Annotated in this window: 18 protein-coding genes; 12 read left to right on the top strand and 6 right to left on the bottom strand. The window is 59.7% G+C overall.

Annotated elements, in window-relative coordinates:
* Window positions 1–260 precede the first annotated feature (260 nt).
* The 6 genes from ACFSKT_RS14985 (at window position 261) to ptsP (ending at window position 8,355) form a co-directional block, all read left to right on the top strand.
* Complete coding sequence (locus tag ACFSKT_RS14985; RefSeq protein WP_377721785.1) at window positions 261–3,062, top strand: bifunctional diguanylate cyclase/phosphodiesterase; 2,802 nt, start codon at window positions 261–263, stop codon at window positions 3,060–3,062.
* Between the two features lie 244 nt (window positions 3,063–3,306).
* The gene (locus tag ACFSKT_RS14980) at window positions 3,307–4,164 is read left to right on the top strand and encodes a PRD domain-containing protein (RefSeq protein ID WP_377721784.1); all 858 of its coding nucleotides are present in this window, start codon (window positions 3,307–3,309) and stop codon (window positions 4,162–4,164) included.
* A gap of 54 nt (window positions 4,165–4,218) precedes the next feature.
* Entirely contained in the window at window positions 4,219–4,713 is a 495-nt protein-coding gene (locus ACFSKT_RS14975; protein WP_377721783.1) for a PTS sugar transporter subunit IIA, read from the top strand.
* Between the two features lie 41 nt (window positions 4,714–4,754).
* Window positions 4,755–6,212: an N-acetylglucosamine-specific PTS transporter subunit IIBC gene (gene nagE / locus ACFSKT_RS14970; protein ID WP_377721782.1), complete on the top strand. Its 1,458-nt coding sequence runs from the start codon at window positions 4,755–4,757 to the stop codon at window positions 6,210–6,212.
* Between the two features lie 131 nt (window positions 6,213–6,343).
* Window positions 6,344–6,619 carry an HPr family phosphocarrier protein gene (locus tag ACFSKT_RS14965; RefSeq protein ID WP_377721781.1) on the top strand — a complete coding sequence of 92 codons (276 nt, stop codon included), beginning with the start codon at window positions 6,344–6,346 and terminating at the stop codon, window positions 6,617–6,619.
* Window positions 6,619–8,355, top strand: coding sequence for a phosphoenolpyruvate--protein phosphotransferase (gene ptsP / locus ACFSKT_RS14960; protein ID WP_377721780.1), 1,737 nt, complete (start codon window positions 6,619–6,621; stop codon window positions 8,353–8,355). Before ACFSKT_RS14965 ends, ptsP begins: the two co-directional genes overlap by 1 nt.
* A 280-nt stretch (window positions 8,356–8,635) precedes the next feature.
* Here the strand turns inward: ptsP and ACFSKT_RS14955 are convergent, their stop codons facing one another.
* Complete coding sequence (locus tag ACFSKT_RS14955; protein ID WP_377721779.1) at window positions 8,636–9,781, bottom strand: conserved virulence factor C family protein; 1,146 nt, start codon at window positions 9,779–9,781, stop codon at window positions 8,636–8,638.
* 218 nt (window positions 9,782–9,999) lie between these two features.
* Between ACFSKT_RS14955 and ACFSKT_RS14950 the strand changes: the two genes are divergently transcribed.
* From ACFSKT_RS14950 to ACFSKT_RS14940, 3 genes are all read left to right on the top strand, one after another.
* Window positions 10,000–10,977 carry an MBL fold metallo-hydrolase gene (locus ACFSKT_RS14950; RefSeq protein ID WP_377721778.1) on the top strand — a complete coding sequence of 326 codons (978 nt, stop codon included), beginning with the start codon at window positions 10,000–10,002 and terminating at the stop codon, window positions 10,975–10,977.
* Window positions 10,978–11,129: 152 nt separating this feature from the next.
* Window positions 11,130–12,191 (top strand): Gfo/Idh/MocA family protein, encoded by a 1,062-nt coding sequence (locus ACFSKT_RS14945; protein WP_377721777.1) that lies wholly within the window; start codon window positions 11,130–11,132, stop codon window positions 12,189–12,191.
* 181 nt (window positions 12,192–12,372) lie between these two features.
* Complete coding sequence (locus ACFSKT_RS14940; protein WP_377721776.1) at window positions 12,373–13,995, top strand: ABC-F family ATP-binding cassette domain-containing protein; 1,623 nt, start codon at window positions 12,373–12,375, stop codon at window positions 13,993–13,995.
* Window positions 13,996–14,056: 61 nt separating this feature from the next.
* On the opposite strand, the gene ACFSKT_RS14935 is transcribed toward ACFSKT_RS14940, so the two are convergent.
* Together ACFSKT_RS14935 and ACFSKT_RS14930 are read right to left on the bottom strand one after the other, a co-directional pair.
* Window positions 14,057–14,638 (bottom strand): nitrogen regulation protein NR(II), encoded by a 582-nt coding sequence (locus ACFSKT_RS14935; RefSeq protein WP_377721775.1) that lies wholly within the window; start codon window positions 14,636–14,638, stop codon window positions 14,057–14,059.
* 25 nt (window positions 14,639–14,663) lie between these two features.
* On the bottom strand, window positions 14,664–15,320 hold the full coding sequence (locus tag ACFSKT_RS14930; protein WP_377721774.1) for a cobalamin B12-binding domain-containing protein: 657 nt from the start codon (window positions 15,318–15,320) through the stop codon (window positions 14,664–14,666).
* A 222-nt stretch (window positions 15,321–15,542) separates the two neighbouring features.
* Here ACFSKT_RS14930 and ACFSKT_RS14925 point away from each other — a divergent pair, with 222 nt between their 5' ends.
* Complete coding sequence (locus ACFSKT_RS14925) at window positions 15,543–19,217, top strand: CheR family methyltransferase (RefSeq protein WP_377721773.1); 3,675 nt, start codon at window positions 15,543–15,545, stop codon at window positions 19,215–19,217.
* 187 nt (window positions 19,218–19,404) lie between these two features.
* Complete coding sequence (locus tag ACFSKT_RS14920) at window positions 19,405–19,920, top strand: zinc ribbon domain-containing protein (RefSeq protein ID WP_377721772.1); 516 nt, start codon at window positions 19,405–19,407, stop codon at window positions 19,918–19,920.
* Between the two features lie 95 nt (window positions 19,921–20,015).
* On the opposite strand, the gene ACFSKT_RS14915 is transcribed toward ACFSKT_RS14920, so the two are convergent.
* Genes ACFSKT_RS14915 through ACFSKT_RS14905 form a run of 3 tightly spaced genes read right to left on the bottom strand, consistent with a single transcriptional unit; the run spans window position 20,016 to window position 22,008 of the window.
* A complete protein-coding gene (locus tag ACFSKT_RS14915; RefSeq protein WP_377721771.1) occupies window positions 20,016–20,762 on the bottom strand; it encodes a hypothetical protein in 747 nt (248 codons plus the stop codon).
* Entirely contained in the window at window positions 20,759–21,640 is an 882-nt protein-coding gene (locus ACFSKT_RS14910; RefSeq protein ID WP_377721770.1) for an ATP-binding cassette domain-containing protein, read from the bottom strand. The genes ACFSKT_RS14915 and ACFSKT_RS14910 overlap by 4 nt, the downstream gene beginning before the upstream one ends.
* Window positions 21,637–22,008: a GntR family transcriptional regulator gene (locus ACFSKT_RS14905; protein ID WP_377721769.1), complete on the bottom strand. Its 372-nt coding sequence runs from the start codon at window positions 22,006–22,008 to the stop codon at window positions 21,637–21,639. The genes ACFSKT_RS14910 and ACFSKT_RS14905 overlap by 4 nt, the downstream gene beginning before the upstream one ends.
* Window positions 22,009–22,351: 343 nt before the next feature.
* Between ACFSKT_RS14905 and ACFSKT_RS14900 the strand changes: the two genes are divergently transcribed.
* Window positions 22,352–23,236, top strand: a complete 885-nt coding sequence (locus ACFSKT_RS14900; protein WP_377721768.1) for a cation diffusion facilitator family transporter — start codon at window positions 22,352–22,354, stop codon at window positions 23,234–23,236.
* Window positions 23,237–23,338: the final 102 nt, after the last annotated feature.

Below are 23,338 nucleotides of genomic sequence, written 5' to 3'. Positions count from 1 at the left end.
AGTTAATTTTTATAATGGTTCGACATAATCCGAATGGCCAACTTGAACAGGCTGCCGTCCTTGTGCCAAGGCGGCTAAGCTTTTGCCTTGACGCTGAACTTCATCCGCGACAAGTTGATCAGGTTGCCGAATCGCCGGGATCCATCCTTTATTTTCGGATGGATTCTTATTCTATATTGCGCCCTTGATCGCCGTAATCGGTCACATCCAGATTTCCTTATTGAAAGTGTGGACATGTCGTGAATCAGAGCCAAACCCTTATGCAATATTATCCGATCGGGCTCATCGTCATCTGCTTGATCATCTCGGTCTTTGCATCTTATATCGCGCTCGATCTTCCCCGTCTGCTGCTTGCGGCGCGCGGGAAGGCACGCCGCTACTGGTTCTTTGGCGGATCGCTCGCGCTCGGCTTCGGCCTGTGGGCCCTGCATGTCATTGGCACGATGGCCTACAGACGCGAGGGAGGCGCGGCCGATTATTACTTGACGGCGCTGCTCTCCTCCCTTTTCGTTGCCATCCTCGTCGCGTTTGCCTGCATTGGCTTGAGCGTGCGGCGCGAGTTGAGCGTCGCACAGATGGTTCGCAACGGCCTGCTCCTCGGCCTGGGCGTATGCGGCACGCACGCGGCGGGCGCTTTGGCGCTCGATCAAGCGAGGATCGCGTATTCGCCTATGCTCGTCTGCGTGGCGGCCGTGCTTACCCTCCTCGTTTGTGTTTCCATGCAGATTTTGGCTTACCGGTTCCGAAGTCCGGTCTCGCCTTTAAACCGATTGGTGAAGGCCGCATGCAGCCTCGCGATGGGGACGATTATCGCGGCTGTGCAGTACGTCGGCATGATCGCGCTTCGGCTGTCCCCTCTGGCAAGCGTAAGCATGGAGGAGTTTAAGCCGAACGTGTACTTCTGGCTGGCCATCGGCGTCGCGGGATGGTCAATTCTGGTTCTCGGGATCGTGATGCTTTGCGCTAACTTCGCGGACCGGCGCATCGCCCAGCAGGTGGCGCTGAACGGTTCGTTAATCGAAGCGGCCAGCGATTGCATCGTCGTTATCGACGCCTACGGCCGCATCATGGAGTTTAATCCCGCCGCGGAACGGATTTTCGGGCACCGCCGCGAAGAAGCCGTCGGCCGGTTCATGCCGGAGCTGCTGTTCACCACCCTTCTGAGCGATTCCTACGGCGAAGCCATCGCGCGATACGTACGCGATCCCGCCGATAATCCGTTCGGCGAACGGACGGAGACGACGGGGATGCGCGCGGACGGCACGATGTTCCCGCTCGAGCTGACCGTCACCCGCATTCGCAAGGCGGATCCTCCGATTCTCGTCGCCTTCATGCGGGATATCACCGAACGCAGGCGCGCCGAAGCCGCGCTGCGCGAGAGCGAAGAGCGGTACCGCAAGCTGGTTCATTATTCGCCCGATCCCGTCATTGTCCATCTGAACGGGATGATCTTATTCGTCAACTCCGCCGCAGCGGAGACGCTGGGCGCCAAGGACCCGGAGGAGCTGATGGGGCGGTTCTTCTCCGACTTCATTCATCCTGACGACCGGGAGATCGCGGAGTTCGGCCTGCATGCGCCGCCGAGCCGGCTGTCGGAGAGCGGGCCGGCGGAGCTTCGCTGCTACAAGCTGTCCGGCGAACTGATTGATCTCGAAGTGAAATCGATCTTCGTAAAGTGGAACGGCCGAGGCGTCATGCAGACGATCGCGCGCGACGTGACGGCGAAGAAGCAAGCGGCTCAGACGATCCGGCAGATGGCGTATTACGACCGGCTGACGGGTCTGCCCAACCGCAATTTGTTTCTCGAGCTTGTACATGGTCACTTGAAAATGTGCGAGGAGGGCGGCTCGGAGGCGGCCCTCATGTTTATCGACCTGGACCGATTCAAGACGATTAACGATACGCTGGGCCACCATGTCGGCGACGAACTGCTTAAGGCCTTCTCCTGTGTGCTCGCTTCCTCGATGCGCAAGGGCGATATTTTAAGCCGTATTGCCGGCGACGAGTTCCTTGTGCTGGTACCGGGAACGACGGAAGCCGAGGCGGCGGATATCGCGCGTACGATTCTATCCAATGCGAACATGCCGTTTAAAGTCGAGGGCATTAGCCTGATCGTCACGCCGAGCATCGGGATCTCCATGTTTCCGAAGGATAGCGAAGACGCGGAAGAGCTGATCAAATACGCGGATGCCGCCATGTACCGGACGAAGGAGCTTGGCAAGAACGGGTATTCCTTCTATGATTCGAACGTCCGCACCATCTCTTCGCGGGAGATGCAGCTGGAGCAGGGCTTGCATAAGGCGCTGGAGCAGGATGAGTTTCTGCTGCATTACCAGCCGAGGTACGACCTGCATTCCGGCCGCATCGCAGGCGTCGAAGCGCTCGTGCGTTGGCATAGTCCGGAGTACGGCGTGGTGAGTCCGGCGGAATTCATTCCGCTCGCGGAAGAATCCGGTCTGATCGTCCCGATCGGCGAGTTGATCCTGCGCAAGGCATGCGAACAGAACCGCCGCTGGATCGACGCGGGTTATCCGCCCGTCCGCATGGCCGTGAACTTGTCGCTGGTTCAGTTCAGGCAGACGCATCTGGTGGATCGGATTGAGCAGGTGCTGCGGGAGACGGGATTGCCGGGCGAGCTGCTGGAGCTCGAGATTACGGAGAGCGTCGCCAGCCAGAATGAACGGGCCGTGGCCGAACGGCTGCAGGCCGTCAAGGCGCGCGGCATTACCGTGTCGATCGACGACTTCGGCACGGGATACTCCTCGCTCAGCTATTTGCGCCAATATCCGCTCGACGTGCTGAAGATCGACCGTTCGTTTATTCGTAACCTGCCGCATTCCTCGGACGATACGGCCATCGTGCAGGCGATCATCGCGATGGCGCACAGTTTGCATTTAAGCGTTTGCGCCGAGGGCGTGGAGACGAAGGAACAGCTCGATTTTCTGCGCGAGCACGGCTGCAGCGAAGTGCAGGGGTATTATTTGTCGAAGCCAAGACCGGCGGAAGAGATCGAGACAATCCTCGGGACGACCATCGCTTCCCGGATCGAGAACGCTTCGTAGAGCAGGGGAAGAGGCCGTGAGCCACTGACGTCAGGGGGTTTTTCCCATGAAAGACAGAGTTGACGGTAACGCTTTCTTTGCGTTATGATGAGGACATAATCAAACACGACGGCGTGTTACCTCGTGAGAGGGCATGAGCCAAGAGAACGATTCTGATTGCAGAATCTTTTTCTTGGCTCTTTTTTTTGCCTTTTTGCCATAATAAGCGAAGGTGATGAATGCGATGATAAAGAGGGGTTCAACATTGCGAATCGAACGCGCAATCAACAATAACGTCGTGCTTGTTTTGGATGATCAGACGAAGGAAGAGCTCGTCCTCATGGGCAAAGGCATCGGATTCGCGGGCAAATGCGGCGAAAGCATTCCGTCAACCGATCCGCGCATCGAGAAACGCTTCCGTCTAGACGATCCGGGCGAGATGGTCCAGTACCATACCCTGCTCGGCGACATGGAGCCGGAGGTCATTCGGATTTCGGAGAAAATTATCGGCTTGATTACGGCAAGTTTCGGAGAGCTGGTGAACCGCAAAATTTATTTCGCGCTGCCGAGCCACATACAGTTCGTCGTCTATCGGCTGCGCAACGGCATGGAGATCGTCAACCCGTTCTTGTACGAGACGAAGATGTGCTACAAGAACGAATACGAAATCGCGAAGCGCGCCGCCGACTTGATCGCCAGCGCCTTTCAAATTCGGGTGCCGGAAGAGGAAGTCGGGTTCCTGACCTACCATGTCCATTCGGCGGTCAGCAACGTGCCGGTCGGTCAAATCGTGAAGTTCACCAATTTGATCAACGAGCTGGTCGAGCAGATCGAAGAACGGCGGGGCATCCGGATTTCCCGGGAAAGCATTGATTACATCCGGCTCATTACGCATCTGCGCTATTCGGTCGAACGCATTAGCCAGGACAGGCAGGTGCATAATCCGCTCGTCGCCGCTCTGCCGCAGCAGATGCCGGACGCGTATGCGCTGGCGCAAGAGCTGTCGCAGCTGGTGCACGGATATATCGGCAAACCGGTGAGCGAGGACGAGATCGGGTTTCTGGCCATTCATCTCTACCGCTTGTTCGAGGTGTTTCAGCGGCCAGGACAAATCGGGTCGTAGGGAACAATCCGCGTTTCGCACGTCAACTACCACATCATCAGGAGGGTTCCAATCATGTTCGGAAAATTGTTCAAAGCCAAAAAAGATACGTTCACTATTACGGCACCGATTACGGGGAAAGCAGTACCCCTTTCCGAAGTTCCAGATGAGGCGTTCGCCGGGGGGCACATGGGTCGCGGCATCGCGATCGAACCCACGGTCGGCAAGCTGATCGCGCCGTTCGACGCCGTCGTGGCGCACGTCATCCACACCAACCACGCCGTCATTCTGGAGCATGCTTCCGGACTTCAACTGCTCGTTCATATCGGGATTAACACGGTCGCGATGAAAGGCGAGGGCTTCAAAGGCTACGTGCAAATCGGCGATGAAGTGAAGGCGGGCCAGACGTTGGTCGAATTCGACATCGAAGCGATTCGCGCCGCCGGATATCCATTGATTACGCCGGTTCTCATCGCGAACGAGGAAGAGTCGGTGACGGAGCTCGAAGTGCTGCAAGGTTCTGTTACGGCGGGACAAGATCCGGTGATCCAGGCGGTTCTGGCGAAGTAAGCATATAACATTCATTTTTTGACATCCTAGGGGGAGTACACATGCTAGCATTCCTGCAACGTATCGGCAAAGCGCTCATGCTGCCGGTTGCAACGCTGCCTGCGGCTTCGATTCTGCTTCGTTTCGGCAGCATCGATTATGTGAAAGAGTTTCATCTTGGTGACAACGTCGGCGGGTTCTTGAATCAGTACATCGCGCCGTTCCTCAGCGCGGGCGGTTCCGCGATTTTTGATAATTTGGCGCTTATCTTCGCCGTCGGGGTCGCGATCGGGCTTGTCGGCGATGCGGTTGCCGCGCTCGCGGCGGTTATCGCGTATCTGGTGCTGACGACGGTGCTGTCCAAAGTGCCGGCCGCCTTCCCGGATATCGTCGGGGCGGACGCGAAATTGAACATGGGCGTGCTCGGCGGGATTTTGGCCGGTCTCGTGGCTTCGTTCTTGTATAAGCGTTATCATACGATCAAGCTGCCGGACTGGCTGGGCTTCTTCTCCGGCAAGCGCTTCGTTCCGATCGTCACATCGATCTCGATGGTGCTCGTCGGCATCGTGTTCGGCTTGATCTGGGGTCCGATCCAGAACCAGCTCGATATTTTCGGACGCTGGATCGTCGACCTCGGCGGTATCGGCGCGGGTCTGTTCACGCTCGCGAACCGGTTGCTCATCCCGTTCGGCCTGCATCACATCATCAACTCGATCGCCTGGTTCCAGATCGGCGATTTCACCGACGCGGCGGGCAACGTCGTGCATGGCGACATTACGCGATTCTTCAAAGGGGATCCGACGGCAGGCATGTTCATGACCGGCTTCTTCCCGATCATGATGTTCGCGCTGCCGGCGGCGGCCATCGCGATTATCCAAACCGCGAAGAAAGAAAAACGCAAAGCGATCGCGTCGATCTTCATCGGCACGGCCATCGCTTCGTTCCTGACGGGTATTACGGAGCCGCTTGAATTCGCGTTCATGTTCGTGGCGCCGGTGCTGTTCATCCTTCACGCCGTGCTGAGCGGCGCGGCAGCCTTCATCGTGGCCGAAATGGGCATCAAGCACGGCTTCGGCTTCTCGGCCGGCTTTATCGATTACGCGCTCAATTACTCGCTGGCGACCAAACCGCTGCTCATCATTCCAGTCGGTCTTGTGTTCGCGCTCATCTACTACGCGCTGTTCCGCATCCTGATCGTGAAGCTGAACCTGAAGACGCCGGGCCGCGAGGACGAAGAGCCTGCGACGACCGGCGCTGCGCCGGCGAAGGCTGCCGGCGGTACGGTAAGCGACAAGGCGGCTAGCGTGTTGGCTAATCTTGGCGGCAAAGACAACATCGTAAGCGTGGATGCGTGCATTACGCGTCTTCGTCTGGTCGTGAAGGACGAGAAAGAAGTCAACGACGCGGCGCTGAAAGGGCTTGGCGCATCGGGCGTCATGCGGCTGGGCTCGGGCGCGGTACAGGTCATCTTCGGTACGCAATCCGAGCGATTGAAGGACGAAATCAACAAGATCATGTAAGACGGCAATCCATCCCCGGCGCCACAGATAGAGAAGGCGCCGGCAGGACGCGGAAGCCCCTAGCCGCCGCAGCAGCTTTGACGGAAGGAACACCATACCGCAGCAGCATTTTACGAACAGGAGTGGAGAACATGCAGCAAACCTATACGATAGCAAACCAACTGGGCATTCACGTTCGTCCCGCGAAACAAATCGTGGAGATGGCTAAAAAATATCCAAACTGTGAGATTTTCGTCGAGAAAGACGGCAAGCGCAACAGCGCGAAAAGTTTGGTGAACGTCTTGACGCTTGGCGCCAAACACGGAGATAGCGTCACGCTAATCACGGAAGGCGAGCAGGAAGCGGAAGCGCAAAAGGAAATCGGCGCGATCCTCTCGGCCGCGATCGACGGCCACGGTGGAAACTAATGATCGCCAAGGGGATTGCGGCCTCGCCAGGCATCGCGATCGGCAGGGTATGGCGGATGGAGAGCGAAGCCGAAGCGGCGAATTTGCCGGCTAGCATCGAGCCTTCGGCGGTGGGGTCCGAGACTGCGCGTCTCATGCAAGCGATAGCGGAGGCCGCGGCGGAGGTTGCGTCACTGCGGGATCGATTGATCGCGAAGGGCCAAGAGCATGAAGCGGAGATCTTCGACGGTCATCTTATGCTGCTCGAGGACGAAGAACTGCTGGACCGGGCACGCGGTGCGATCGCCTCCGAATTGAAGTCGGCGGAAGCGGCCATCGCGGCGGCGCGCGATGAAATCGCAGCCATGCTGGAGAGCTTGGACGACGAATATTTGCGTGAACGGGCGGCGGATATTCGGGATATTTGCGGACGGATCAACGCGCGCCTGACCGGGCGATCCGACATGCCTCCCGCAGGGAGCGGCGATCCGGTCATTATCGTGGCGCCGGACCTGACGCCTTCGCACACGGCTCAGCTCGATCCGTCCGCGGTCGCGGGCTTCGTGACGCTGCAGGGCGGGCGCACATCGCACTCGGCGATCATCGCGCGGGCGAACGGCATCCCGGCAATCGTCGGCATGGGCGATGCGCTGGACGATCTTCAAGCAGGCGAAGTCGTCATCCTGGACGGGTCATCCGGCGAGCTGCATATCGCCCCGAGCGAGAGCGTCATCGCCGAGTACGCCGCGCGCCGCGTGGCGGAGCAAGCGAAGCGCGAAGGGCTGCAGGCGCTCATGGGACTCGAGAGCGTGTCGCTTGACGGCGTGCGCGTCGAGCTCGTGGCGAACATCGGCTCGCCGGCGGATGCCGTGGCGGCCAAGGAGCGCGGTGCGGAAGGCGTCGGCTTGTACCGGACGGAATTCCTCTACATGGGCCGCGATACGCTGCCTTCGGAGGACGAGCAGTACGATGCTTATGTCAGCGTCGCGCGCACGTTCGGGCCGATTGCTCCGATCGTCATCCGCACGATGGATATTGGGGGAGACAAGGAGCTGCCGCTGCTCGAGCTGCCGAAGGAGGACAACCCCTTCCTCGGCTTCCGGGCGATCCGGATCTCGCTGGACCGGCCGGAGCTGTTCAAGACGCAGCTTCGCGCGATCTTGCGCGCCAGCGCGTACGGGAATTTGAAGATCATGTTCCCGATGATCGCCACGCTTGCCGAGTGGCGGGCGGCGAAGGCGCTCGTCGACGTATGCAAGGACGAGCTGCGCGCCGAAGGCGCCGTGTTCAACGAGTCGATCCAATGCGGCATCATGATCGAAATCCCGGCGGCCGCGCTGTTGGCGGACCGATTCGCGAAGGAAGTGGATTTCTTCAGCATCGGGACGAACGACCTGACGCAGTATACGTGCGCGGCAGACCGGATGAACCAGAAGCTCGCGGCGCTCAACGATCCGCTGCAGCCGGCCGTGCTGCATCTGATCGAGCGCGTCATCCGCGCCGCCCGCGCCGAAGGCAAATGGACGGGCATGTGCGGCGAGATGGCCGGCCAGCCGCATGCGGTACCGCTCTTGCTCGGCCTCGGCCTGCACGAGTTCAGCATGAGCGCCAACGCCGTGCTGCCGGCTCGCGGCCTGGTCCGCGGCATGGACCAGGCGAGCATGGCGGCTCTCGCGGCCGAAGCGCTGGAACTCGAGACGCCGGATGCGATCCGCGCCCTCGTGGAAGCGCGCGTACCGGCGGTTCGCCAGGCGTAAGATGGAAAGAAGCGTACTCCGCTGCGGGCGGAGTACGCTTCTTTTTGCGTTCGCCCACCGGGAGCCAGGCGGGCGTGTGCGAATAGTGGCGTTCAGCACGCTTATGTGCCGGCAGCCGGGTCGGTGAGGGCGAATAGTGCCACTTAGCTCAGTAACACGCCGTTAACCGGAACGGCGGGCTAACCCAACCGCCCCTTGAACACCAAAACGCCGGGAAGGTTACCCCTTCCCGGCGTTCTCACCGTCATTCGTCCATCGCGGACAGGTGCGGATGTCCTCTCTAATTGCCGCCGCGCTCGCGCGCCGTCATCTGCTGCCAGACCGAGCCGGCCGCTTCCTCGCCGCGCTCGATACGCTCCATGGCCATGCGCGCCTGCAGACGCACCTCGAACTCGGCGTCCTCGGCGGCGGCGCGCAGCGCGTCGATCGCGCTGTCGTCGCCCGCTTCGTACAGGAAGCGCGCCGCCCGCCAGCGGACGAGCTTGTTGCGATCGCCGAGCGCTTCGATCATCGGGCCGATCGCGGACGGATCGCCCAGATCGGAGAGCGTGTCGCCCGCCGTCCGGCGGACGGACGCGGAGCTGTCGCGCAGCGCCGTGAACAGATGCGGCATCGATTCGGGCAGGCGCAGCTCGCCGAGGTAGACGACGGCCAGCCGGCGGATCGAGGCGTTGTCGTCCGCCAGGCATTGCGCCAGCAGCGGCAGCATATCCGGCTGCGGGATCGTGCGGTTCAGCGCTTCGTACCGCTCGTTCCACTCCGGCGATTGCAGCCGCGCGGCGAGCTCCTCCGTCGTCAGCGGCTCCGGGCGCACCGGCGGCGCCGGCGTCTGGCCGCCCGCAGCGCCGGCAGCCAGCGCATCCGCGACGAGCGCATCGATCCGCTCCTGCGGATAGGCGGCTTCGAGCTCGCACACCAGCTCGGCCGCGATCTCTTCCGGCTCGCCGTAGCGGACGCCGAGCTCCTCGAGCTTGCGCTCGCGGATCATCGTCGCGGCGGCAGCCCGCGTCACGGCGTCCGTGAACGCGGCAGGCATCGCCGCGCGCACTTCGCGGTCCGCCATCCGCACGCGGACCTGGATGGGGATGCCGCGGTACAACTGAACGAAGGCGTGCGCCTCGCCGAAGCTGTCGGCCGCTTGGCCCTCCTCCGGCTTCCCGCCGTCTGCGCTCTCGCCGAGCACGGTCCGCGCCTCGGACAGAATGCGTTCCCAGTCCGCGCCGGGCTTGCGGTCGAGGGCGATGAAGTCGGCGGTGCGGAACAAGCCGCGCACGCCGTCGATCCGCAGCAGACTGGCGAGCGGCTCGGGCGCCGAAGCCGCGTCCGCCAAGGCGAACGTCTCCCGTTTGCCCGCAGGCAGCTTCTCGTCCACGTTTAATTTCATCGTATTCGGACTTGGGGTCGGTTCAATAAATATCAAGCGCATCGCGCATACCTCCTTGTAACCACGATCATAGAATACGTCCAGACTCCCTTTAAGTGTACCGGAAATTCCGGCGGGAAGCGAGCCGCGGCGGGAGCCTGGCATTTCGCCCGAATCGAGGCTGCGCCTCCGGATTTGCGTAATTCCCGCGGGGTTGGTATCGTAGAAGAAACACAAGATAGAAGACGCGATTTGATAGGCTGGGAGGGCAAGTTTCGCGCATGCGCTACACGAATATGAATCCGGAGGCGAAGACGAGTTCGTTCGCAGACCTTCGCCGCTGGCGCCGGGAGCGGGCCGGCAAAATGAAAACGAAAGACTTCTCCTGGCGCGTGCCGACGGTCAAAGCCGACCTGCGCTATTTGCGGGGCCGCACGAAGGCGGCTTCGGTCACGTGGATCGGCCATTCGACGTTCTTGATCCGCCATAGCGGCCTGACGATCGTCACCGATCCGGTCTGGGCCGAGACGATGGGCTTTCAGAAGAGGCTGGCGCCGCCGGGGATCGAGATCGGGCAAATGCCGCCGGTCGACGTCGTGCTTCTGTCGCATTCCCATTACGATCATCTCCACCTGCCTTCGCTTAAGAAACTGATCGGCGACAAACGGCTCATCGTGCCGGTCGGCCTTGGACCGCTGCTGCGCAAAAAGGGCTTCGAGTTCGTCACCGAGCTGCAGTGGTGGGAACAGACGATGGTGAACGGCGTCCGCTTCACATTCGTGCCGGCTCAGCATTGGACCCGCCGCACGCTGACGGACACGAACCGGTCGCATTGGGGCGGCTTCGTCATCGAACCAGTCGAGTCGATCATGAACGCGAAGCCGCACGACTACGCGCCCGAGACGATTTACTTTGCTGGAGACAGCGGCTATTTCGAAGGATTCAAGCAGATCGGCGAACGGTTCCGCGTCGACGTCGCGCTGATGCCGATCGGCGCATACGAGCCGGAGTGGTTCATGAAGATGCAGCACGTCACGCCGGAAGAAGCGCTGCAGGCGTTCCTCGACGTGGGCGCGCGGCTGTTCATTCCGATGCACTACGGGGCGTTCGCGCTGGCGGACGACACGCCGAGGGAAGCGCTGAATCGGCTGGAGGCGGAGCGCGCGCGGCTTGGCATCGAGCCGGAGCGGATCGAAGTGCTGCCGCAGGGAAGGGTGCTGAAGATCGCCGAGGCCGACGCCATGACAAAATCGGATTAAAAAATCCCTACCCGCCCCACTGGTTTCGGCGCGCGGCGTCCGGTAAACTGCAATTGAACGTAATCCGAGCGCGGGCAGAGCACCGGGCGCGTTCCTCGCAGCGCGTTCCATATAGATGCAAACGCAATCATCCAACGGGAGGCTATACCACAATGAGCAGCATCGTAAAAATCGGCATTATCGGCGCCGGCGCGATCGGTAACGCGCACATGGGCGCATTCCAGAAGCTTGAAGGCGCGAAGGTGGCGGCGATCACCGACACTTTCCTGCCGCACGCGGAGCAGCGGGCGCAAGAGCATAATATTCCGCTCGTCCATCCAAGCCCGCAGGCGCTGCTGGAGGATCCGGACATCGACGCGGTCGTCATCGCCGTGCCGAACAAGTTCCATGCACCGCTGGCGATCGAGGCGCTTCGCCAAGGCAAGCACGTCCTGCTGGAGAAGCCGATGTCGATCAACTCCGAGACGGCCCGCGAGATCGTCGCGGCCAAGGAGCAGTCGGGCAAAATCCTCATGATGGCGCATCAAATGCGATGGGAAGGGCTGTCCCGCGCGCTGAAGGGCGAGATCGAAGAAGGCAAGCTTGGCCGCATCTACAACGCGAAGGCGGGCTGGATCCGCAAGAAGGGCATCCCGGGCTGGGGCTCCTGGTTCACGCGGATGGACGAGTCCGGCGGCGGTCCGCTCATCGACATCGGCGTGCACATGCTCGACTTGACGCTGTACATGATGGGCAACCCGAAGCCGGTATCGGTATTCGGGACGACGTACGCTGAATTTGGTCCGAAGAAAACCGGCATCGGCAGCTGGGGCACGCCGAACTGGGAAGGGTACTACGACGTCGAGGACTTGGCGACCGCGCTGATCAAATTCGACAACGGCGCGACCCTGTCGCTGGAAGTGAGCTGGGCCGCGCACGCGGCGGGCCTGAGCGAAGACCCGTTCATCTACCTGATGGGTACGGACGCAGGCGCTTCGATCGTGGGCAGCACGGGCAAGACCGTTACGCACGAGAACAACATCATCATCGAATCGTCGCTCGCGCCGCTCGAAGGCGACGCGCGCCAATTGATGAGCGAGCATTTCGTCGCGTGCATCCGAGAAGGCAAGGAGCCGATCGCGACCGCGCTGTCGGGCTACACGAACAATCGGATTTTGGACGCGATCTACGAGTCGTCGAAGACGGGCAACGAAGTGAAGCTGAACTGGGACTAGTCAGATTCCGCATGGAAGCAACCATAGGGCGGCCGCCGGATTTCCGGGGGCTGCTCTTGTCATGCGCGCCGGTTCTCGGCACAACCCGCCTCGCGCGGGATTCGCGCAAGGACTTTTCGCGCGGTTTGTGGTATAATGGTGCGATGAGTATCAAATGAACAAAAGGACGGGATTGCGTACCATGATCAGTACAAGCGGCATCACGCTTCGATACGGGAAGCGCGCCTTATTCGAGGATGTTAATATCAAATTTACGCCGGGCAACTGCTACGGCCTTATCGGCGCGAACGGCGCCGGCAAATCGACGTTCTTGAAAATTCTCTCCGGCGAAGTCGAGCAGACGAACGGCGAAGTGCACATCACGCCGGGCGAGCGTCTGGCCGTGCTGAAGCAGAACCATTACGAGTACGACCAGTTCAAAGTGCTCGAGACCGTCATCATGGGCCACAAGAAGCTCTATGAGGTCATGAAAGAGAAAGACGCGATCTACATGAAGGATCCGTTCACCGACGAAGACGGCATGCGCGCCGGCGAGCTGGAAGCGGAATTCGCCGAGATGAACGGCTGGGAAGCGGAATCCGAAGCGGCCGGCATGCTCAACGGTCTGGGCATTCCTCCGGAGCTGCACGACAAGCAGATGGCGGAGCTCTCCGGTAACGAGAAAGTCCGCGTCCTCCTGGCGCAGGCGCTATTCGGCAGCCCGCACATCCTGCTGCTTGACGAGCCTACCAACCATTTGGATATGCAGTCGATCGAGTGGCTCGAGAACTTCCTGGCCGGCTATGAAGGCACCGTTATCGTCGTATCCCATGACCGTCACTTCCTGAACCAGGTATGTACGCACATCGCGGATATCGATTTCGGCAAAATCCAGCTGTACGTGGGCAACTACGATTTCTGGTACGAGTCCAGCCAGCTGGCCCTCCAGCTGATGCGCGACCAGAACAAGAAGAAGGAAGACAAGATCAAGGAACTGCAGGCGTTCATCCAGCGCTTCAGCGCCAACAAGTCGAAGGCGAAGCAGGCGACGAGCCGGAAGAAGCTCCTCGACAAAATCTCGCTGGACGACATCCGGCCTTCCAGCCGGAAGTATCCGTTCATCCACTTCAAACCAGAGCGCGAAGCGGGCAAGCAGCTGCTGCTGACGGAAGGGCTCACGAAGTCCATCGAAGGCGAGAAGCTGATCGACAACCTGACGCTGACCGTGAACAAAGGCGACAAAATCGCGCTCGTCGGCCCGAACACGCTGCCGAAGACGGTGCTCATGCAAATTCTGATGGGCGAAGTCGAAGCGGACAGCGGCACGTACGCATGGGGCGTCACGACGACGCAAGCCTACTTCCCGAAAGACAACTCGGCTTATTTCGACGGCGTCGAGATGAACCTGGTCGATTGGCTGCGCCAATATTCCAAGGATCAAGACGAATCGTTCATCCGCGGCTTCCTGGGCCGGATGCTCTTCTCCGGCGACGAAGCGCTGAAGAAAGCAAGCGTCCTCTCCGGGGGCGAGAAAGTGCGCTGCATGCTCTCCAAGATGATGCTCTCCGGCTCGAACGTGCTCATCATGGACGAACCGACCAACCACTTGGACCTCGAGTCCATCACGGCGCTCAACAACGGGCTGATCGACTTCGACGGAACGCTGATCTTCACCTCGCATGACCATCAGTTCGTGCAGACGATCGCCAACCGCATCGTGGAGATTACCCCGAACGGCGTCATCGACCGGATCATGAGCTACGACGAGTACCTCGAGAGCGCGGAAGTCAAAGCGCTTCGCGAGCGCATGTATCCGGCTGAATAAGCCATAGACTAATACAATGAGAGCCCTGCGGCTGATCCCGCAGGGCTCTTTTTATTTCGAATTAGGATTCCCGATCCCGATGGGGCTCGGCACGCAGCTGCGCGAGGATGACGTTCAGGAAATCGTCCTTCCCCAGCTCGATCAGATCCGGCCGCAGCATCTCCAGCAGCTCGAGGGCGACCTCGATTCGGGAGCGCAGCTGAGCGGCTTCATCGCGCGGCGGCCGGCTGCCGTGAAGAGGGCGGACCGTCTGCGCGGGGAGCGCTTCTTCCTTCAGGAGATTCGTCATTCGGCCGATTCGCAGCTCGATGCGTTCGAGCTCGGTGTTCTTGACGCCGCAGTATAACCATCCCAGGCCATCCGAGTGCCAACGGGGATAGACGTCGACCAGCATCGTCCGGCCTTGGGCGGTGATCATGTTAAGCTCGATGGCCTGGTGCGGTTCCCCGCTGCCCGGAACAAGCAACCGTCGGGCTTTCACAATCGAGCCCGGATCCAGCAATTCGAGGAAGGAGGCATTCATAACGGGGGCAAACAGTTGAATCGCGGCGTCGCTGGCCTCCAAGAGACGCAGCGAGGCGTCCACGGCGAATAGAGCGGCGGGAATCGTGGACCAATGAAGCGTATCGCCTATTTTCTTCATGTTCCTTATCCCCCCTATCAAATACTTATCCCAATTGCTGCAGCTCGTCGAGCGCGGACCGGCCGTAACGGACAAGCCAATCGGACAATTCGAATAGATCGCCGAGCAGCACCGTCTCCTCCGGGACGTGCGGCCGCAGATCGAGCTCGCCGACGAGCCGGCTGCCGACGAGGACGGCCGGTCTCGGGATCAATTGCAGGAAGGCGTCGGCGTAGGCGCGGAGCTGCACGATCTGATGCTGCATCGTAAGCGATATCGCGATGACGTCGGGCTTATAATTCAGGGCGCCTGCCATGGCGTATTCGAGCGGCAGGTTAGGCCCGTAATAACGCGTATCCCACTGATGCTCCCGGAAGATGCCGGCGCACATTTTAAGACCCAGATCATGCAGCTCGCCTTCGGCGCACAACAGCATGGCGCGGAAGCGCCGGCTCTCGCCCGGAAGGGGGCCGATCCGCTCCAGTACCCATTCGCAGACGCCCGACGCCAGGTGCTCGTCCGCGACGGAGATCAGATTGTTCTCCCATAGTTCGCCGATGTGGCGCATCGCGGGCTTGAGCAGCCGGTCGTACAGGAACAAGCCATTCGCGCCGCTCTCCCGGTAACGCTCGAGCCGGTCCATGACCGCTCTATGATGTCCGGCGAGCATCAGTTCGGCGATCTCTTCGACAGCCAATTGCATGTGGGTCGCCTCCCGAGTTTACGAATTTAGCTTTGCCATCTGGCTGCCATTATTATAGGCCTTGTTTCGGCGAGAAAGCGAGGAGTATTTTGATAGATTTTGACGAACGGAGGGAACATCGGTCGAGCGGAAGAAGTATGCCTTGTTTCATGTTTCTAAAGCGTGTTTAATGTTTAATGAGGGTTATTAGAGGTGCAGGTTACCTCCCACGGAGGGCTAAAGGTGCAAGAAGAACAAGCGCAGCTAGAACGGCAGAATGTTTACGACTTACCGTCTCGCATAGTTGGCATAGGCGCTTCGGCCGGAGGACTGGAAGGTCTGAAGATGCTGTTTCAGGAAGCGAAAACCGACAACGGGCTTGCTTTTGTCGTCATCCAGCATTTATCCCCTCACTACAAGAGCTTAATGAACGAGATACTCTCTAAATATACGAACTTGCGCATATTTGAAGCGGAGAATGAGATGACGGTGGAGGCCAATACCGTCTATTTGGCGCCTTCTCACCGCAGCCTTCGCATCCATCGGGGAAAGCTGTACGTGGCCAGTCCCGAGCCGGGCGAGGTTCATTATCCGATCGACGTGTTCTTTCGTTCTTTGGCGCTCGAGGCGCACTCGCAGGCCATCGGCATTATATTGTCCGGCACCGGCTCGGACGGAACCAAAGGCGCGATCGCCATTAAGAAGGCGGGCGGCATCATCTTCGTGCAGAACGAGGCGACCGCCAAGTTCGACGGGATGCCGAGGAGCGCGATTCAGACGGGGTACGTCGATTACGTGCTGTCCCCCGAGGGGATCGCGGCCAAGCTGAATTACGCGCCGGCGCTCATCCCGAGCGCGGATTCGCTCGTGGCGGAATTCGAGCAGGTCAGCGAAGACGAGAAGGACGAGCTCCTATCGAAGATTCTGGACAGCATCCGCCATGTGACCAATATTGATTTCAGTTATTATAAGCGGCCCAGCCTCATGAGGCGGATCGAGAAACGAATGAACGCGACAGGCTGCCTGACGCTCCCCGCCTATTATAAGCTGTTCACCGAGGACGAAGACGAGCTGACGGCTTTGCGCAAAGACCTGCTCATTCACGTCACCAACTTTTTTCGCGATCCGGAGGCATTCTCTCTGCTGGCCGAGCAGGTGCTGCCCCGGATTTTCGAGTCGAAGGTAAAGGAACGGGAAGTGCGCATCTGGACCGCAGGCTGCTCGACAGGGGAAGAGGCGTATTCACTGGCGATGCTCGTGACCGAATACATGGACGGGCTGCCGGATGCGGAGAGCTATACGATTCGGATTTTCGCCACGGACGTGGACAAGCATTCCATCGAATACGCCAATTTCGGCGTCTATCCGGTCAGCATCGAATCGAGCGTGAGCGAGGAGAGGCGGGGGAGGTTCTTCACGCGGCAGGGGGACACATACCAGGTCACGAAGGAGCTGCGGCGGATGGTCGTCTTCGCGCCGCACAATCTAATTAAGGATCCGCCTTTCAGCAACCTGGATTTAATCACATGCCGGAATATGCTGATTTATTTGGAGAGCGAGATGCAGCGCAAGGTGCTTTCATTGTTTCATTTTGCGCTGAATCCTTCGGGCTTCCTGTTTCTTGGGCCGAGCGAGACGATCGGGCGCTTGGAACACCTGTTCGAGCCATTTCACTCGAAATGGAATATGTTTCAACATAAGGCTTACCGGTTGGGCGGCATTGGCGGGCAGAATCTGCACTTGGAGGCACGAGAAGGCTCGGCCGGCGCTCCGGATCACTTGATGAAGCGGAAGGTACGAGAGATGTCCAAATCGACAGAATTGCGCAGGACGGATGAACTATATGCAACGCTCGTCAACGAGCATATGCCGCCCTCGCTGTTAATAGATGAGAATCTGGATGTGAAGCATTTAACGGGCAAGATGCAGCCGTATTTGTCACCGATGGAAGGCAGGCCCAGCTGGAACGTGCATAAGCTGCTCGATCCTCGGCTGGCGATGGCGATCGTCACAGCCGTCCAGAAGGTGCGAGCCGGCGAGCCGGCGGTATCGCTGTATAATGTCCGGTTCGATAACAACATAGGCGTGGCGGAAACGACGATCACGGTCAAGCCGTTCTCCCAAACGAATCGCACGTTCGGCGGGCTGATGCTCGTCCTGTTCGAGCCGGCGGAGAAGCTGCAAGAGCGCGGCAGCATCATCGAATCGATCGAGGTCGACGAGAACGTGCGCCGGCAGCTGCTCTGGCTGGAGAACCAGCTTCGCCAGACGGAGGAGCGGCTGCATGCGACGATCGAGGAGCTCGAAAGTTCCAGCGAGGAGCTGCAGAGCACGAACGAGGAATTGATCGCCTCCAACGAAGAGCTGCAGAGCACGAATGAAGAGCTGCAGGCGGTGAACGAGGAGCTGGTCACGATCAACTCCGAGTACCAGTTCAAGATTCAAGAACTGACCGAGCTTAATAACGACATGGACAATTTCTTGGTCAGCACGAAGATCGGGACGATTTTCCTGGATACCCATCTGTGCATTCGGCGCTTCACGCCCGCGGTCACCAAGGAGATCAACCTGCTCGAGGTCGATTACGGCCGCCCGTTCAGCCATATCTCTCATAACTTCTACTATACGGATTTCGTGAAGGATGCCACGCGCGTGTTGAAGACGCTCAAATCGACGGAGCGGGAAGTGAAGAGCAAGAGCGGCCGCTGGTACAGCGTCCGCACGATGCCGTACCGGACGAATGAGCTGCTGACCAAAGGCGTCATTCTAACCTTCGTCGATATTACCGAGCTGAAGAAGATTAACGAGGATCTGCTGAAGCTCTCCTATGCGATGGAGCAGAGCCCGTCCGTCGTCGTCATTACGAATACGGATGGCGCCATCGTGTACGCGAATCGCAAGTATTACGAGGTGTCCGATTATAACCGCGAGGAGACGATGGGCCGTCAGCTGGCGGAGCTGAACGACTGGCGCGCGGCGGAAGCCGATTTCGAGGAAATCTGGAAGAAGCTGAAGACCGGCGAGACGTGGGAAGGCGAATTATCCGGCTATGCGAAGAACGGCGAGCTGTATTGGGAGAAGGCCCAATTGCACCCGATTATCAAGAAGGGCAAGACGATCTTCTATATGAAAATCTCCGAGCTGATCACCGAGCGCAAGGAAGCGGAGGAGCTGCTGCGCAAATCGGAGATGCTCTCGGCGATCGGGCAGCTGGCTGCCGGCATCGCGCACGAAATCCGCAATCCGCTTACCTCGCTCAAAGGCTTCACGAAGCTGATGAAGGAAGATAATAAGCGCAATTACATCTCCATTATGACAATGGAGCTGGAGCGGATCGAACAGATCGTCAGCGAGCTGCTCATCCTGGCCAAGCCGCAAGCGGCGGAATTCCAGGTGACCGCGATTCATACGGTGCTGAGTGACGTCGTTATGCTGCTGGAGACGCAGGCGATCATGAACAACGTGCAGATCGAGATGCACAGCGAGCCGGGCATCTTCCTCGTGGAGGGCATCGCGAACCAGCTGAAGCAGGTGTTCATCAATTTGCTGAAGAACGGCATCGAAGCGATGCAGGGCGGCGGGACGATCCGGATCGCGACCGGCATGATGGAGGATGGCCTGGTCTGGACGAGCGTGAGAGATGAAGGGGGAGGCATCCCGGCGGATATGCTGGCCCGACTTGGCGAGCCGTTCTACACGACGAAGTCGAAAGGGACGGGCCTTGGCCTCATGATGAGCTACAAAATCATCGAGAATCACCAGGGCAAGCTGCTCTACGAGAGCGAGATGGGCATTGGCACGACCGCCCGCGTGGGACTGCCGGTCTGGGCGGAGCCGGAGCGGATCGAGGCGGCGCAGCGGCTGACCCGATCGGCGGCGTCGGCGCTGGGAGATGCGCTGCAGGATATCCCTTCGTAAGGCATGGATCAAGGAAGCGGCTTCCCCGAGCAGGGGAGGGCCGCTTTTTTTCTACAGTTTATAAGTTTTGGCAAGGGCGGCCTGCAGGGACAAGCGCGGTCTGGTTGCCCAGACATGCGGCGGACTGTCGATTTGTGATAGAATAAAGGGAATGAAGGCGGCATAAAGCTGGAAGGAGAAATTTCTCATGTCCTTTTTTGATAAAGTAAAGCAAAGCGCGTCGGAGGCGGCGAAGAAGGCGCAGCAGACGGTGGAAATAACGAAGCTCCGCGGCCAAATCGCCGGCAAGGAGAAAGATATGGAGCAGCTGTTCCGTCAGATCGGCGAGACGGTCTACCACGCCCATGCCAGCCGCGCGCACGATGGCGCCCATGAGGAAGAGGTCGCTGGGTTCCTACGGCAGCTGGACGAAATTCGCATGGAGATCGACATGCTGGAGGAACGCATCAAGCATATCCGTTCGGAGAAGTCCTGCGCGTGCGGCAAGATCGTATCGCTCGATACGCGGTATTGCCCGGACTGCGGCTCGCAGCTGGCGATGGAGGAACCGAAGCCGGCCGCATCCACGATGGGCGAAATCCGCGTCGTCTGCAGCCACTGCGGCACGGAGAACGAGCTGTCGGCGAAATTCTGCGTCTCCTGCGGTTCCGGCTTGCCGGGTTCGAATGCAGCCGATGCGACGGAAGATATGGACCGCGGCTGACCGAATCTACTGGAACGCGAACGGCCCCTTGATTATAACGCCTCGTACGAGGGTTATGGCCAAGGGGCCGTTTTGGCATATGGATCGAGATCAGGCTAGCGGGCATGCGGTTTGATTTCCGACGTCCGGAACATGTAATGAATGAGGGCATACAGGACGGCTGCGGCCAGCCCGTAGGATAGCAGGAACTGCTGCGGCGTCAGCAGACTCTCCAGCAGGCTGCCTTCCCGAAGCAGGTTGACGAAATTATCGTAGAACCGCACTTCGATGCCGATCGCCAGATTGAGGGCGAGCACGATCGCCATGACGCCGGCGGCTTTGCCGAACCGGTAAAACGTCGTCGCGATGAAGTGACCCAATAGAAGCGAGTACAAGGTAAGCAGGAAGTATTCCAGAACAATGTTCGGAATCTGGTTCGCCTGCGCGAATAGATGATGATCCTTCAGCTGGTCGTCCCAACCGGATTGGGACGCGTACACGGCATGCTCGACTGCGAACCCGGTCCCGACGAGCACGGCGCTCGCGAGCGCGAACGCGCCGCAGAACAGCAGCGTGCCAAGCGCCGCATGCTTGCGCGTAATGCCATGGTTGAGCAGCACCCCGAGGTGGACGTGGGTGAGACGGACGCCGACGATGAAGGCGTAGACGTTCAGCGCTTCAAAGACGTTGTCCCAGTAGCTGATTCGGATCGGGCCGAGCGCCCTGCTGTCATAGATGAGCGCCGCCGCGGTAATGGCCGCCGATATGAGCCAGAACAATGCGAACAGCTTGAGCTTGCCGGTGGCCACCAGGACACGCAGCGTGAGGAGCACGGGATGGGCCGACGGTTTGGCGGGCATCATGCGCGCACCTCCTGCCGGCTCGTCAGGTGGACGAACAAATCCTGCAGCGGCAATGACCGCACTTCCAAATGATATAGGTCGGCAAGCTTCCGCAGATTATCCGTCAACTCCCCGAACACGGATGCGGATTTCAAGCTGCCGCCTCCGAGCGTATGCAGCACACGCTGACCTTCGGTGAAGCGGTCGACGTCAGCTTCGGACCCGGTGACGGAATAAGCTTTCATTAATAACTGCTCAACCGGTTCGTGAAGCAGCAATGTCCCTTGGTCGATCACGACCACTTCCTCGAATAGTTTGCCGACTTCCTCGATCAAATGGGTGGAAAGAATCAGCATCCGGGGGAATCGGATATAATCCGCGAGAAGCTCCTCGTAGAACAGATAACGCGCATGGGCGTCCATGCCGATGTAGGCCTCGTCGAGCAGCGTGAGCGGCGCCCGGCTGGCGAGCCCGAGAATGGCGCCGAGCGCCGACTCCATCCCGCGCGAGAGATGCTGGACCTTCGTATCGAGTGGAAGCTCGAACCGATCGGCCAGCGAGCGGGCATAATCCGCGTCCCAATTCGGCCACGCCGAGGCCGCCATTGCCAGCGCATCGCGCGCTTTCGCGAAGCCGTATGTCATCCGACTGTCACGCACGAAGCAGATTTGCCGGGCGAGCGCGCTGTTCTCGTAGGGCGCCTGGCCTTGAACAAGGATGCTGCCCGAGGTCGGACGAAGCAGGCCTTTCATCATGGAGAGCAGCGTGGTCTTGCCGGAGCCGTTGCGTCCGAGCAGGCCGATGATCTTGTTGCCGGAGAGGGTGACGTTGACGCCGCGCAGCGCGGCTTGCGAGCGGTATTGCTTCGTAATCGCCTTCCATTCGACCGTCATGCTCATCCGTGGGTGCCCCCCTTGGGCCCCGTCATGTATGAGGCGATCTCCTCGGGCGTAATGCCGATGGCGAACGCTTCTTCGAGCATCGGATCGACGTATTGCTTGAAGAAGCGCTCCCGGCGCTCGCGGAGCAGGCGGATGCGCGCCTGACGGCTGACGAATCGGCCGAGGCCCCGCTTCTCGTGCAGGATGCCTTCCTCTTCCAGCAGCTCGAAGGCTTTGGCCGCGGTAGCGGGATTAATCTGATAGAAGGCGGCATATTGGTTCGGCGACAACACCTGCTCCTCTTCATGGAGCTTGCCGCTTATAATGTCTTCTTTAATCCGGTGCGCGATCTGCGCATAAATCGGACCACGCTCGTCGAAATTCACGGACTTGGCCTCCTAGGTTCGTTTTCTTCGTCACTAACGTTAACACCGGACCCAAACACTGTCAATCCTTGGAATAGCGCGCTTCGAAGGGAAGATGCGGGGTGGAAAAGGTTTGATTTCGCGCATAACGGCAATGCTAGACTTGGACTGCCGGAAGCGAACCGGCGAAAGTTGGCGGCGGTCAACGATCTTGCGAGGGTAGGGAAAGTATGCTTCGCGCCAACACTGTTTCTCTAGACCCACAAGACGCGGCTTGGTATGCTGAAGGCGACAATCGCCATTCGCCGGACCCGCGGAGAATGCGGACTTGCCTGAACCCGGCCATGGAGAGGAGCTGCCGTAAGTGGATCAATACCAAGAAATCAAACAAGGCGAGCGCGGAGCCTGGGTGAGCATCGGCGCCTATCTGGTGCTTTCGGCGCTCAAGCTCGGCGCGGGTTATGCGTTTGCTTCCGCCGCGCTCGTGGCCGACGGATATAACAATTTGACCGACATTATCGCATCGACGGCCGTCTTGATCGGTCTGCGGATCTCCCAGAAGCCGCCTGACGAAGACCATCCGTACGGGCATTTTCGCGCGGAGACGATCGCGGCGCTCGTCGCTTCCTTCATTATGGCGACCGTCGGTATCCAGGTGCTGATCAGCGCGGGCAAATCGCTGTTCGCCGACCACCGCGCGGCGCCGGAGATGCTGACCGCCTGGGTGGCGCTCGGCGCGGCGGCCTGCATGTTCGGCGTCTACGTGTATAACCGGCGGCTCGCCAAACGGATCAACAACCAGGCGCTCATGGCCGCGTCCAAGGACAATTTGTCCGATGCGCTGGTGAGCATCGGCGCGGCCGTCGGCATCATCGGCTCCCAATTCGGCTGGTACTGGCTCGATCCGGTGGCGGCGTTATTCGTGGGCGGGATCATCTGCAAGACGGCGTGGGAGATCTTCTACAGCTCCACGCACGCGCTGACCGACGGCTTTAATGAAGAAGAGCTGCATACGCTCCGGAGCACGATCGAGCGCACGCAGGGCGTACGGTCGATCAAGGACATCAAGGCGCGCGTGCACGGGAGCAACGTGCTGATCGACGTCGTCGTGCAAGTCGATCCCGACCTGTCGTTGATGGAAAGCCACCGGATCAGCGACGAAATCGAGCGGCGCATGGAGCGCAAGCACAACATCATGAGCGTCCACGTCCACGTGGAGCCGCTCGGCACAGAAGGCGGAGCGCATTAAGCGCCAAACGAATCCGCAAGAGAGCAGTCAGGAAGGCGAAAGCCGTCCTGGCTGCTTTTTGTTTTAGCAAAGCAAGGGTGTCCGCGCAAGCGGACGACACGC

It is taken from the genome of Paenibacillus xanthanilyticus (assembly GCF_042682185.1).
Classification (GTDB): Bacteria; Bacillota; Bacilli; order Paenibacillales; family Paenibacillaceae; genus Paenibacillus_Z; species Paenibacillus_Z xanthanilyticus.
Note: the sequence above shows the minus strand (reverse complement) of the source record. Positions and strands in the feature narration are given on the sequence as shown.

What these genes read in the sequence shown, in the direction of transcription:
- ptsP (WP_377721780.1), top strand. Translation starts at nt 6,619, where the DNA reads ATGATCGCCAAGGGGATTGCGGCCTCGCCAGGCATCGCGATCGGCAGG.
- ACFSKT_RS14940 (WP_377721776.1), top strand. Translation starts at nt 12,373, where the DNA reads ATGATCAGTACAAGCGGCATCACGCTTCGATACGGGAAGCGCGCCTTA.
- ACFSKT_RS14950 (WP_377721778.1), top strand. Translation starts at nt 10,000, where the DNA reads ATGCGCTACACGAATATGAATCCGGAGGCGAAGACGAGTTCGTTCGCA.
- ACFSKT_RS14945 (WP_377721777.1), top strand. Translation starts at nt 11,130, where the DNA reads ATGAGCAGCATCGTAAAAATCGGCATTATCGGCGCCGGCGCGATCGGT.
- ACFSKT_RS14920 (WP_377721772.1), top strand. Translation starts at nt 19,405, where the DNA reads ATGTCCTTTTTTGATAAAGTAAAGCAAAGCGCGTCGGAGGCGGCGAAG.
- ACFSKT_RS14975 (WP_377721783.1), top strand. Translation starts at nt 4,219, where the DNA reads ATGTTCGGAAAATTGTTCAAAGCCAAAAAAGATACGTTCACTATTACG.
- ACFSKT_RS14910 (WP_377721770.1), bottom strand. Translation starts at nt 21,640, where the DNA reads ATGAGCATGACGGTCGAATGGAAGGCGATTACGAAGCAATACCGCTCG.
- ACFSKT_RS14985 (WP_377721785.1), top strand. Translation starts at nt 261, where the DNA reads ATGCAATATTATCCGATCGGGCTCATCGTCATCTGCTTGATCATCTCG.
- nagE (WP_377721782.1), top strand. Translation starts at nt 4,755, where the DNA reads ATGCTAGCATTCCTGCAACGTATCGGCAAAGCGCTCATGCTGCCGGTT.
- ACFSKT_RS14930 (WP_377721774.1), bottom strand. Translation starts at nt 15,320, where the DNA reads ATGCAATTGGCTGTCGAAGAGATCGCCGAACTGATGCTCGCCGGACAT.
- ACFSKT_RS14955 (WP_377721779.1), bottom strand. Translation starts at nt 9,781, where the DNA reads ATGCGCTTGATATTTATTGAACCGACCCCAAGTCCGAATACGATGAAA.
- ACFSKT_RS14915 (WP_377721771.1), bottom strand. Translation starts at nt 20,762, where the DNA reads ATGATGCCCGCCAAACCGTCGGCCCATCCCGTGCTCCTCACGCTGCGT.
- ACFSKT_RS14935 (WP_377721775.1), bottom strand. Translation starts at nt 14,638, where the DNA reads ATGAAGAAAATAGGCGATACGCTTCATTGGTCCACGATTCCCGCCGCT.
- ACFSKT_RS14965 (WP_377721781.1), top strand. Translation starts at nt 6,344, where the DNA reads ATGCAGCAAACCTATACGATAGCAAACCAACTGGGCATTCACGTTCGT.